Source organism: Flavobacterium panici (assembly GCF_903819335.1).
GTDB lineage: Bacteria > Bacteroidota > Bacteroidia > Flavobacteriales > Flavobacteriaceae > Flavobacterium > Flavobacterium panici.
In genome coordinates this window covers 126,422-138,964 of record NZ_CAIJDE010000058.1, presented here as the reverse complement: position 1 = coordinate 138,964, position 12,543 = coordinate 126,422, and the positions used below count along the sequence as shown (strand labels likewise).

The window sequence follows — 12,543 nt, the reverse complement described above, 5'->3', positions numbered from 1 at the left end:
TAACTGATATTTAGCTTTCAAAAAAAACAGGCTCCTAACTGATTATTGTTATACTGAATTTTTAATTACTCTAATTAGAAATAATGATTTTCTGAGTGATATTTGCACCATCGGCCGCTTTGAATATTGCGATGTATATCCCGGCACTTAACCCTGAAGTTGAAAAGCTAAAGTTTTGTTGGGTGCCTAAATTATCTTCTGAAATAACAGTCCTTCCAAGAATATCATAAAGCTCAAATGATTTCATAATTTCATTATTTGGATTTGTGGCATTTAAAACCTGGTTTTTATTGTCCTGACTAATAAAAAAAATGCCTCTGACTGCATTATTTGTTGCCAACGTTGTATTATTAGTAAAGCTTATTTTAAATCGTTCTGTATCTTTTCCGGGTGCAACTACAACTTGATATGGGGTGTTTCTAATATCATGGTAAGACCCATCAAGTGCATCGTATATATAAATTGGCTGTCTATCATCAAAGCCGTCATTTTCAGATATGTAAAATTTAAATTTTGTACTTACAGCTGCTTTTACAGAGAGTGGAATTCTTTTGAATAAATTGAAACTGAGTCCCTGAATTACGTAATCTCCGTCTTCAATCCAGAAAGAAATGTCCTGAGGATAATCTCCATCCATATTTTTTACATCGAAATTACTATCGACGCCGTCTGTTGCTTCATAAGCAAAAACTAATTTAAGCTCTCTTGTAAACTCATCGTTTATTATAGTATTGAGCTTAAAATAAGGAATTAGGGGAGGCGGGGGAGGCGGTCCATCATAATTGTCACCATTACCATTATAGATAGGTGTATTGGCACTAATATGTATTTGTGAAAAACATTGAAAAGAAAGCAAAACAGAGATTAATAGTAAAGTTTTTTTCATATTCTTTTGGTTTAAATTATAATACTATGGCGCATTTTAAATTTAAAGTCTATTTCTTTTTAAAATGATAACTATCAAATCCGATACCTCCTGTAAATAGTAAAAAAAGCATTGAGTCAATAGGAGCTTTAACTGATTCATCGGGTAAACCTGGGGAAGGTAGATTTGTTGAATGAGGTATTATTCGAATAAGAAAAATGAAATAGAAAGTTAGTTTTTTTCATTATTTTGATAACAGTTTATTACGCAAAAAAAAATTGACGTTTTACAAGGCATTGATTTTAAAAGCTTATATACAAATTAACTAGAATGCCTTTTAATGTAAAAGGGAGAAGTAATAACTGACAGCTATACGGTATAACCGTTTAATGAAGGAAAACTATAATGCTGAAAATTATAAAAGGAGCAACAAAAACCAGCATACCTGATTTTTAAAATTCTGCTAATTTGTTATGCTGAATTTCTGATTTAAATTTTAAGAATCAATATATTAATCCGTTATGGAAGTGGGGCACACTTAAAAACAACAGTTGTAGTAATTATTAAAATCACTGAGATAGTGCCAGCTTAGTGGTGAAGTATAAAATACTGATTTGGTTTGATTGAATTATTGGAAGTAATATTTAAAGTAATTATTCCTAAATAATTCGGTCAAGAAATTCTTTGGTAAGCGGTTTAACATGAAAAGAAACCACATTCTTATTATTGCTTGATCGTGCGATATCTTCATTATCTATTGTTGAGGATACGATGTAGGTTTTGCAATAATTTTTCAAGTTAGTTGATAATGTCTCATATGCTTCCAGAAATTCAAATCCAGACATTAAAGGCATGTAGATGTCTACAAAAATGATTTGAGGTAATTTCGAAATATTATCCTGATTCTCCTGCAAATATTTCATTGCTTCTTGTGCCTCCGTATAATGCAGCACATTTTTTCCAAAATTATTCTTAGTGATCATACGCGAGATAATATATAAATCTACGAGATTATCATCAATAATCATTACTGTTTCAAATTTTGAGTCTAGTTCTTTTGACATGGTTTCAAATTTTTTAGTGTGATATTAAATTTGGTTCCAGTCCCTTTTTCTGACTGTACCTCTATAGAGCCCTGCACTATTTCTACGGCATCTTTTACGATATATAAACCAATACCAGAGCCATCTTTGCCCGAAAGACGAAAAAACATTTCAAATATTTTTTTATGATACGCGGCATCAATTCCTATCCCGTTATCTTCTATTGAAAAATGGAGATTTTCATGATCTGAATATCCCAATATTTTTACAAATCTGTCAGCATTCTCTTTTTTATGGTATTTTATGGCATTGGAAATTAGATTTTTTAGAATGGTTGTAAATCGCAGCCTGTCTGTATAAAAAGGTTTTTGTTCTTGTATTTCAATTTCAAAACGAATTCCTTTTGCTTCTTTCATTCTTTGAAGCGAATCTACTATGTCAAGTATCATTTCTTTCAGCGAAATTTGTTCCACTTCAAGCCCTGTACGGTTATTTCGTGAATAACTTAAAATGTTTTTTATAAAGTCATCCAGACGATTGATACTGATCCGTATCAGTTCGGCATGTTTAAGCGTATCAATTTCCTTGCTTTCTGTTTCAATAAAAGAGATCAGACCAAGAATTGAAGTTAGGGGGGAACGCAGATCGTGTGATACACTGTATACAAATCGATCCAGTTCCGAATTGGTTTTGATGAGTTCCCGATTTCTTTTTTCCAGATTTGTTTCTGCTTTTTTACGATCAGAGATGTCATTAGAGAGAATCAATCTTGCTGCAGTTCCTTCATATACAATATTATGGGCAATAATTTCAACTGGAACAATAGTTCCATCTTTTTTTATATGATTCCATATTCCCCTGTTATAATTTGATTGATTAATATTTGAAGTATCACTCGATTTTATGAAATGGATTTTATCATCATTTGGACGTATGTCCAAAGCAGTCATAGAAAGGAATTCTTCACGGCTGTATCCGTATTGCAGAATTGCCATTTTATTTACATCCAGAAATTTAAAAGACACTAAATCGATAATCCACATTGGCATGGGATTGTTGTCAAAAAGATACCGGTATTTTTTTTCACTTTTTCTCAGTTCTTTTTGTGCCAATTTCATTTCTGTAATATCAGAAAGTACAATAACGGCTCCTGTTATCTCACCATCAGTATTGTGAAACGGAACTGGATAAGGCAATACATTGCGTTTATCTCCATTAGGGCGTTCTATAATTATTTCCTTATTGTCCGTACAATTCCATGAATTATACCATACATCTTTTCCTAGTTCAGGCTCTTTGCCCCATAACGCAGCTGCAGCTTTATTATAAAGCACTATTCGTCCTTCAGCATCGCAAGAGTAGGTGGCAACTGGCAATTTATGGATTAGATCTTTATACATTTTTTCGCTTTCTTCAATTTTTTTTCGCGATAGAACCTGCTCTGTTACATCATTGCCAAAAATAAATATTCCGTCAATAGTATTATTAGCATCCCTTCGAGCCTGAAAAATAAAATTTAAGTAAACATCTTTTAGTTTTCCGTTGCTATAACGATCAAATGTTATGAGCATTTCATTAGCTGAAAAGCTTTCACCTGTTTGATATACATTATCTAGAATTTCAAAAATTCCCTGTGTTTCAAGTTCGGGTAAAACATCTTTGACGGCCTTCCCAATAATATCCTTCTTATCAATTAATTGCAGATAAAGTTCATTTGCCAATTCATAAACATGGTCGCGACCAGTTAAAATTCCCATATAGGAAGGTGCCTGCGAATATATATTAAAGAATTGCAGTCTTTCTATTTCAATTGCTTTTTCTATATTTTTTTTCTCAGTAATATCTCTGCCTATGCAATAAGATAATTTTTTAACATCATCCCGTACAGCAGACCATTGCAAATAAATAATGCTTGTATTTTTGTGTATGAACTTTTTTTCAAACATAGGTAAGTGTGTCTCGCTTCTAAAATCAATATTTTCGTTTATAGGAATATTAGCATCCTCATGAAATATAAAATCACGGCATTTTTTACCAATTAATTCTTCAGGCGTATAGCCTAAAATACGTTCTGAAGCTTTATTTACCCATACAAATCTTCCCTCTTCATCACAAGAGCAAATTAGATCCATGGAAAAATCTAAAATTTTAGCAAGTTCATGTAACGGTTCTTCAAAATAATAAGGAGTATTATTATTTTTCTTTTTTGCCGCATCGTTTTCTGGAATATTATGGGTATTCATTTGCTAGTAATTATATTTAGCTTATATTATTTTAATCTTTAAGTTTTATAAATTTATTAAAATCATCTTGTCGTCTTTTGGCAACTGGTAAAACTGATCCATTCGAAAGTTCGCAGAAATACCCATCTTTTTTTGAAATTTTAACAATATGACGTAGATTGATAATATAGGAATGATGTATTCTAAAAAAATAATTGTCATCCAAAATTGCACTGTATTCACCCAGATTTCTGCTTGACATTATACTGGTTCCGTTGGGTAGAATAAAAACGGTATACTTTCCATCTGCCTTACAAAAAATAATTTCTGACATTGGTAAGAGTTCTATTTTTTCTAATGATGCAACGGCAACGTAGTCATTTTTTTGATTAACAGTGTTTGAAATATTTAAATTGTTAATTTTTTGATGCTGATAAGAGCGTTCCATTTCCCTTCTTTTAATTACTTTATAAATAGCCATTATTATGGAATTAAAATCAATTGGTTTCAGTAAAAAATCAACAGCATCATGTTTAAAGGCCCTAACAGCATAATCCTTGTTTGCTGATATAAACACAATTTTTGGAATGCTAAATTCCAATTGTTCAAGCATTTCAAAAAACAGATCATCCTTAAGATGAATATCTAAGAGGATAAGGTCTGGTTTTCTTTCTTTTATTAAAATCATTCCGTGTTTTATACCATCTGCGTTACCAATTATTTCCATAATCATAGCATTTTCTTCTTCAAATTTTTTTAAGATTTGAAAAGTCTCTTTTTCTTCAGATATGATTACGGCATTAATAGGAGTCATAGTTTTTTTTACTTTTATTTATCAATTCAAAAATTTAGTTCTGAAAATCAGATATTAATGCGTTGATTATTAATTGTTTATTGATATATGGAATATCATATTTTGAAAGATAAATTACAGGAACATTTAGTAATACTTTTATAATTTAGTTGTTAGATTTATCGAAAAGTAATAAATGAACCAATAAGAGTATAAGTGTTTAAATTGGCGGTTATTTGTGGATCGTTGCTGTTTTTAAACTATAAGACAGTTAACAAAAACGCCAAAATCTAATGGAACTATTGTGATTCTCAATCCTTCAATAGCGAGGATCCCTTTCTCTTCTAATGAAATTGAAGATGATAATTTAGATGTTTCTGTGTTACCAATTTTACGTTACTAATGATATGACTGAAAAGATGGACCCTTTATTTTTCTGGCATTATTTAATTTCCGTTCTAGTTTAATTACTCTGTTTTATTTTTATGAAATAGAAATGTTTAAAATAAAGCTGATGCTTTTTTTGGAGTTCTATTTCTTTTGCAAAATAAGATACAGTTAGTGAGATAGTTATAGGATAAAATACTTCATTTATAGGACTATTGTCTCTTTAACAAAAATTTGTAGGTGGTGAAAAAAATAGTGCTAATTGTGATCAACTGGCCATTTGGCTGTGTTGACCGCGAGTTAATGTGAATATTATAGTTTCTGAAAATATTCTAAAGAAAACTATGGTCAACCGGTTTTTTTCTAAAAGCAACAACATTTTATCTATTAGCATGTTTAATTCTCCTTTGATTAATTGTAGATGAAATGATGTACAGCTTGTATAGGTTTTTAAATCTTCGGGCAGTGAATTGTATTTATCTAATCTTTTTACCTAATCCCCAACTTTTGTACATGATCCTTATTTTTTAGTATTTTATGAATGGTTTGAATCCAGTCAAGTTGACCTTAGTGGATTTACAAGCCGATCATATTTATAAGTTAAAGTGGGTTAAATTCTAGAAATAAGACTGTTAAAACATATGTATATTTAAATTTATTAAGATGTAATAGCTTTTTACAAAATTCTTGAAAATAAAATTTGGTACTATGTAAAGAGAACGGGTTAGTTTTTTGTAAAATTGTATAATAATTTTGAGATTATTCAAATCAAAATTTGGTCGGGATATTAGACTTTTTAAACCGCTTTAATCTAATTAGAAGATAATTATTTATGCATTTTATTGCAATGAGGAGAGCAGGATTGGAACCTTACGCACGGAACCCGCGTATTCCTGCGTTTGTTGTTTTTTTAACCTCTTTTACCACGATTTTACATTGAACTTTACTGAAATGTTGGCAAAGAAAATTTGTTGATTATAATAATGAGAAAATTATGAGGTGTCATTGTTAAAACTTAAAAGTTTAATTTTATCTTTACAATCATATACGCACTTCTTACTTGTCATAACAAAATAATCCTTCCTAATTATTTTGGCAAGTTACTAGTTTAAGAAGGTATTTTCGAAACTCACTTTCATTTACATAAACTTATAATTTCATGTTTCACACTGTAAAATATATTTTGCTGTTTTTTTTGGCATCATCAACTTTAATTTCCTGCAAACAAAAACTGGACGATAAAATAAAAGTTGGATTTTCTCAGGCTATGACTACAGATGATTGGCGCAAACAAATGAACAGCTCAATGAAGATTGAAGCTTCCTTACGACCAGAAGTAGATTTAACTATAAAAGACGCTAATAACAATATTGAGAAACAAATAGAAGATATTGAAGGGTTTATATCTAAGAAAGTTGATGTTATTATTGTATCTCCAATTCAATCTAAACCTTTGACTGCAGTTGTAGAAAAATCAATAAAGGCAGGAATTTCTGTTCTTGTTGTAGATCGAAAAATCGAGGGAGAAAGCTATACTGCCTACCTTGGAGCTGATAATATTGAAATTGGAAGAATTGCTGCCCGATATATTATTTCGCATAGTAAAGGGTCAGGTAAGATTATAGAAATTACAGGAGCAAACGGTTCTTCACCAGCATACGAGCGAAGTCTTGGTTTTGAACAGATTATCAATGAAAATAAACATTTCAGAGTCGATAATATTATTCATGGCAATTGGGAAGGAGAATCTGTTAAAGAGCCTTTAAAAACTATCCTTTTGCAAAACCCTGACATCGAATATATTTTTGCCCATAATGATCGTATGGCTTTAAGCGCCTGGGAAACTGCTAAAACTGTTGGATTAGAAAAGAAAATCAAATTTATTGGTGTTGATGGACTAAATTCAGTAAATGGGGGGATAGAATTGGTGAAGAGCGGAGTTTTAGACGGTACAATTCTATATCCGACAGGAGGAAATGAAGCGTTGAAATTGGCCTTAAAAATGTACAATAAAGAAGCAATTGCTAAAAATAATATTCTCAATACAATAGTAATAGACAAGAATAATGCTGAAATTATCGAAAATCAAATGGATAAAGTCGATCAGCAGCAAACAGTTATTGAGTCGCAGCAGGGAGCGATAAAAGTTCAGGAAAGAGAATATGCTTCACAGAACAATCTGGTTCGATTGCTAAGTTTTTTCTTAGTGATTATTTTGAGTTTGACGATTTACAGCATTTATTCAACGATTTCTATTTCAAGAAAGAAAAAACAGCTTGAAAGAATTAATCAAACTGTAATTGATCAGAATAATGAAATTCAGGAAATGGCTAAAATAGCGCAGAGAAGCAACGAAGCAAAATTGAATTTCTTTACAGGACTTTCACATGAATTCAAAACTCCAATAACCTTAATTATGAGTTATGTAGAGTCTTTGATTGAAAACGAAAAAATTAAAGGCACTGCTCTTATCGATGAAGTAAAACTAATCCATAAAAACTCAAATCGACTGCTCAGATTAATAAATCAATTGCTGGATTTTAGAAAAATTGAAGAACAAAAATTTACTTTAAGAGCTTCAAATACTAAAATCTCTGATTTTACCAACGAAGTGATGATTAATTTTAAAGGTGAAGCTGCCCGTAGAAATATCGATTTTCAACTTATATGTAAAAACAAAAATCTAGAGTTATTTATTGATAGGGAGCTCATGGATAAGGTGTATTTTAATTTGCTTTCAAACGCTTTTAAATTTACTCCAGACAATGGAAAAATTAGTATTTCGATTATCGAAAATCACGACAACACAGTTAAAATTAGTTTTAAAGATTCTGGAATTGGGATACCGGAAAATGAATTGTCTAACGTTTTTAATCCTTTTTTCAGGGCTTCAAATAATAATAAAAACAGCTCCGGAATTGGTTTGCATTTGTCTAAAGAGTTTGTGCTTTTGCATCAGGGAACTATTGAACTGAAATCTAAACAAGGCAGCGAATTTGTGATTACGTTATTAAAAGGAAACAGTCATTTGCAACCTGGTGAAATTATTCAGAAAGTCGAAGGCCTAACCAGTATTCCGAATTTAATTACCGACAATTTAAACATAGAACCTTATTTAAAAGAATCAAATACGAGTTCAGATGCTGAAAAACATTCGTTGCTAATTATTGAAGACAATGTAGATTTAGTTAATTTTTTAAAAGCTAAACTTTCGAATGAATATTTAGTTTACAATTCTGACGGAAGCGATGCAATTGAAAAAGCGTTGGAAATTATTCCGGATATTATTATCTGCGATATTAATTTGATAGACAAAGATGGTTACGAAATCAGCAAAGAACTAAAGAAAGATCTTCGTTCGTCACATATTCCAATTATAATTCTAACGGCGCAAAGTAATAAAGAATCTGTTTTAAAAGGACTTCAGAGTGGAGTAGACCAGTATTTGACAAAACCTTTTAGCCTTTCAATTCTAAAACAATCTCTATCGAGTTTGCTTTTCAACAGAGAAAAACTACGTTATTATTACACCAATAATATTTACCGAGTTGAACCTGAATCTAAGTTTGGAAATCAGGAACAGTCATTTATTACCAAAATGAATGATATTATTAAAAAGAACGTTGAGAATCCAAAGTTTTCTGTTGAGGATTTGGCGGATAAACTTGGGGTTTCGAGAGTTCAGCTGTATAGAAAAGTGAAAGCAATTATCGGAATTAATATTAGCGATCATATTAATAATGTCAAATTAGAGAAAGCAGCAGAGCTTTTGAAGTCAAATGAAATGAATATTTCTGAAATTGCCTACTCGTTAGGTTTCTCTTCTCCAAACTATTTTTCTACAGCTTTTAAGAATAAATTTGGAATTTCTCCTAAAGAATACAAAACGTCAAGCTAATTTGTCTTTGAAATTGTTTCTTTTAAAGTATCAATTTTGAAGGTTATGTAACAAAATCGAAACTACAAGGTTTTCGTAAAAGTTTTTTAATTTGCGTAAAACCTTGTAAATAAAGGCTTTGAGTTTAAAATGCTAAACTATCAATATTTATAGAAATAAATTGTAACATCATTAAAAATAAGTTGTTTTTTTTGCAGATATCTTAGCGACAAGTTTTTAATACATGTACAATGAATAAGATATTGATTTGGTCTGTTACTGCTGCACTGGCAGGTTTTCTTTTCGGTTTTGATACCGTAGTTATTTCTGGAGCTGATAAACAATTACAGCTTCTGTGGCACTCGTCAGATGCCTTTCATGGTTCAGTTGTTATGGCAATGGCATTATGGGGAACTGTAGTCGGTGCTATTTTTGGAGGGATTCCAACGAATAAAATAGGACGTAAAAAAACGCTGTTCTGGATTGGTATTTTATACTTTGCTTCTGCAATTGGTGCCGCTTTTGCTAATGATCCGTTTGTTTTTGCTGCCTTCAGATTTGTTGGTGGTTTAGGAGTTGGTGCTTCAACTATTGCTGCTCCGGCTTATGTATCAGAAATTGCTCCGGCAGACAAAAGAGGAAGATTGGTAGCTTTGTATCAATTCAATATTGTATTAGGTATTTTGATTGCTTTTATCTCTAATTACTTTTTAAAAGATATTGGCGAAAATGCATGGAGATGGATGATTGGAGTTCAGGCAATTCCTTCTCTAATCTATATTCTGTTTATTTTGACAATTCCGGAAAGTCCAAGATGGCTTTTGTCGAAAAATCGTGACGAAGAAGCTCGTAAAGTTTTATATACAATTGATCCGTATGCAAATATTTCTGATTTAATCGACGATTCCCGTGAAAACGGTGTTACCAAACACGAAAATATTTTCATGAAGAAATATCGTTTCCCATTGATTCTGGCTTTTTTAATTGCCTTTTTCAATCAGTTTTCAGGAATTAATGCATTTCTATATTATGCGCCAAGAATTTTTGAAGAAGCCGGCTTAGGACAAAATACAGCGTTGTTAAGCAGTATCGGAATTGGAGTTACAAATCTTATTTTCACCTTAATTGGTGTGGCATTAATCGACAAATTAGGAAGAAAGTTGTTAATGTACATTGGTTCTGTTGGGTATATTATTTCACTCGGATTAGTATCGGCTTCTTTTTATTACAATTGGGGAGGTTTATCGGTTCCTATTTTCCTTTTCCTTTTTATTGCTTCACATGCAATTGGTCAGGGTGCGGTCATTTGGGTTTTTATTTCAGAAATTTTCCCAAATCATATTCGTGCATCCGGACAGGCATTTGGAAGTTCAGTACATTGGGTTCTAGCGGCAATTATTCCGTCTTTAATTCCAATGTTATTTTCAGAAATAGGACCCGAAGTTGTATTCCTTATTTTTACATTGATGATGGTGTTGCAACTGTTGTTCGTAATTTTTCTGATGCCGGAAACAAAAGGAATCTCTTTAGAAGCTTTAAGCGAAACACTAACTAAAAAAAATAACCACAAAAATGAAATCAAAGAAACATCTGCCGTTAGCTCTTTATAGTGCTGCCTTACTGTCGATAGTAGGATTAAAACCGTCTTCTGCAACTGCACAAACTGCTGCCGTAACTGTATCGAACACAGCGGAAGAACAAATGTATCGACCACATTTTCATTTTACGCCAAAAAAAGGCTGGATGAACGATCCTAACGGAATGTTCTTCGCCAATGGCTATTATCATTTGTTTTATCAGCATTATCCTGATGGAAATACATGGGGACCAATGCATTGGGGACATGCGATTTCTAAAGATTTAATTAAATGGGAAGAACAGCCTATTGCGCTTTACCCAGATAAGGACAAATATATATTTTCAGGAAGTGCTGTTGTCGACACTCAGAATATATCTGGTTTAGGAACCGGAAAAGCAGCTCCGATTGTTGCAATTTACACGTTGCATGATATGACAAAGGAAAAAGCAGGCAAAATTGATGTGGAACAGCAGGATATTGCTTTTTCTAATGATAACGGTTTTACATGGCAGAAATTTGAGGAAGGAAATCCTGTCGTGAAAAACCCTGGAATTAGAGATTTTAGAGATCCAAAAGTATCTTGGGATGAAACTCATAAGCAATGGATTATGGCTTTGGCAGCACAGGATCGAATTCATTTTTACAAATCATCGAATCTGAAAGACTGGGAATTTGCATCTGAATTTGGAAAAAATATTGGTGCTCATGGTGGTGTTTGGGAATGTCCTGATTTCTTCGAAATAAAAGTAGAAGGAACAAAAGAAACAAAATGGGTTTTAATTGTAAACCTTAATCCGGGCGGGCCAAACGGAGGTTCCGGAGTTCAATATTTTGTTGGAGATTTTGACGGAAAAACATTTACAATGGACACTACTTTTGCTGAAAGAGTAAATAATGAAAAAGCAGTCTGGGCAGATTATGGAAAAGATAATTATGCCGGAGTGACGTGGAATAATGTTCCAACTTTAGACGGAAGACGCTTATTTATCGGATGGATGTCAAACTGGGAATATGCACAACAGGTTCCAACAACGACATGGAGAAGCAGTACCACAATTCCGCGCGAATTGAAATTGGTTAAAAAAGAAAACCATTATAATTTGGTTAGCACGCCGGTAAAAGAAATCAATAATTATGTTTCTAAAACCATTAAAACAAAAAGTAAAACCGGAAAAGGAACTTTAAATTTAATTGAAAGCGGAAAAGTAGATTTAACTCAGACAGTTGTTAGTTTAGATTTAAAAAACTTAAAACAGGAAGATTACACTTTTACACTTTCTAATGCAAATGGAGAATCTTTAAGTTTTGGTTTAAACAATAAAGAAAATTACTTATTTATTGATCGTTCTAAAGCTGGTATAACTGATTTCTCAGATAAGTTTGCTTTACCAGTAAGCAAAGCATTTTTGGAAGGAAGCCAAAAAAGTGCCGCTTTTAAAATTATTCTGGATAAAACGTCAATCGAAATATTCTACAATAATGGCGAAAAAGTAATGACGGAAATCTTTTTCCTAAACAAACCATTTTCAGCCCTTACTATTTCTTCAAAGCAGAAAATAGAAATAAAAAATGGGATTATTCAAGTATTGGACATCAATAAAAAGCAATAAGAAAATCGAATAGAATTTTTCTAATTCAATCCAAAAACAAATCGTACAACCGTAAGAAGGATAATCTCTTTCAGGCTAGTTACATCTATTTGCAAAATAAAAAACTGCCAGGGAAATGGCAGTAAAACATAACTAACTATTAAAATAACCTTAATCAAACCAAAATT

7 protein-coding genes are annotated in these 12,543 nt (G+C 31.9%); 3 read left to right on the top strand and 4 right to left on the bottom strand.

Annotated features, from left to right (window positions below):
- Positions 1 to 70: 70 nt before the first annotated feature.
- The 4 genes from FLAPXU55_RS19040 to FLAPXU55_RS19025 all read right to left on the bottom strand — a co-directional run bounded on the left by FLAPXU55_RS19040 (position 71) and on the right by FLAPXU55_RS19025 (position 4,944).
- The gene (locus tag FLAPXU55_RS19040) at positions 71 to 886 is read right to left on the bottom strand and encodes a T9SS type A sorting domain-containing protein (RefSeq protein WP_053471256.1); all 816 of its coding nucleotides are present in this window, start codon (positions 884 to 886) and stop codon (positions 71 to 73) included.
- A 638-nt stretch (positions 887 to 1,524) separates the two neighbouring features.
- Positions 1,525 to 1,929: a response regulator gene (locus FLAPXU55_RS19035; protein WP_035644045.1), complete on the bottom strand. Its 405-nt coding sequence runs from the start codon at positions 1,927 to 1,929 to the stop codon at positions 1,525 to 1,527.
- A complete protein-coding gene (locus FLAPXU55_RS19030) occupies positions 1,914 to 4,151 on the bottom strand; it encodes a PAS domain-containing sensor histidine kinase (RefSeq protein ID WP_053471257.1) in 2,238 nt (745 codons plus the stop codon). The genes FLAPXU55_RS19035 and FLAPXU55_RS19030 overlap by 16 nt, the downstream gene beginning before the upstream one ends.
- Before the next feature lie 31 nt (positions 4,152 to 4,182).
- Positions 4,183 to 4,944, bottom strand: coding sequence for a LytR/AlgR family response regulator transcription factor (locus tag FLAPXU55_RS19025; protein ID WP_180860276.1), 762 nt, complete (start codon positions 4,942 to 4,944; stop codon positions 4,183 to 4,185).
- Between the two features lie 1,525 nt (positions 4,945 to 6,469).
- Between FLAPXU55_RS19025 and FLAPXU55_RS19020 the strand changes: the two genes are divergently transcribed.
- The 3 genes from FLAPXU55_RS19020 (at position 6,470) to FLAPXU55_RS19010 (ending at position 12,376) form a co-directional block, all read left to right on the top strand.
- The gene (locus tag FLAPXU55_RS19020) at positions 6,470 to 9,208 is read left to right on the top strand and encodes a substrate-binding domain-containing protein (protein WP_180860273.1); all 2,739 of its coding nucleotides are present in this window, start codon (positions 6,470 to 6,472) and stop codon (positions 9,206 to 9,208) included.
- A gap of 230 nt (positions 9,209 to 9,438) precedes the next feature.
- Positions 9,439 to 10,797 (top strand): sugar porter family MFS transporter, encoded by a 1,359-nt coding sequence (locus FLAPXU55_RS19015; RefSeq protein WP_053471260.1) that lies wholly within the window; start codon positions 9,439 to 9,441, stop codon positions 10,795 to 10,797.
- The gene (locus tag FLAPXU55_RS19010; RefSeq protein WP_053471261.1) at positions 10,760 to 12,376 is read left to right on the top strand and encodes a glycoside hydrolase family 32 protein; all 1,617 of its coding nucleotides are present in this window, start codon (positions 10,760 to 10,762) and stop codon (positions 12,374 to 12,376) included. The genes FLAPXU55_RS19015 and FLAPXU55_RS19010 overlap by 38 nt, the downstream gene beginning before the upstream one ends.
- Positions 12,377 to 12,543: the final 167 nt, after the last annotated feature.

Bases quoted from the DNA above. Each gene is read 5' to 3' on its own strand.
- FLAPXU55_RS19040 (WP_053471256.1), bottom strand. From the start codon at position 886: ATGAAAAAAACTTTACTATTAATCTCTGTTTTGCTTTCTTTTCAATGT.
- FLAPXU55_RS19035 (WP_035644045.1), bottom strand. From the start codon at position 1,929: ATGTCAAAAGAACTAGACTCAAAATTTGAAACAGTAATGATTATTGAT.
- FLAPXU55_RS19030 (WP_053471257.1), bottom strand. From the start codon at position 4,151: ATGAATACCCATAATATTCCAGAAAACGATGCGGCAAAAAAGAAAAAT.
- FLAPXU55_RS19025 (WP_180860276.1), bottom strand. From the start codon at position 4,944: ATGACTCCTATTAATGCCGTAATCATATCTGAAGAAAAAGAGACTTTT.
- FLAPXU55_RS19020 (WP_180860273.1), top strand. From the start codon at position 6,470: ATGTTTCACACTGTAAAATATATTTTGCTGTTTTTTTTGGCATCATCA.
- FLAPXU55_RS19015 (WP_053471260.1), top strand. From the start codon at position 9,439: ATGAATAAGATATTGATTTGGTCTGTTACTGCTGCACTGGCAGGTTTT.
- FLAPXU55_RS19010 (WP_053471261.1), top strand. From the start codon at position 10,760: ATGAAATCAAAGAAACATCTGCCGTTAGCTCTTTATAGTGCTGCCTTA.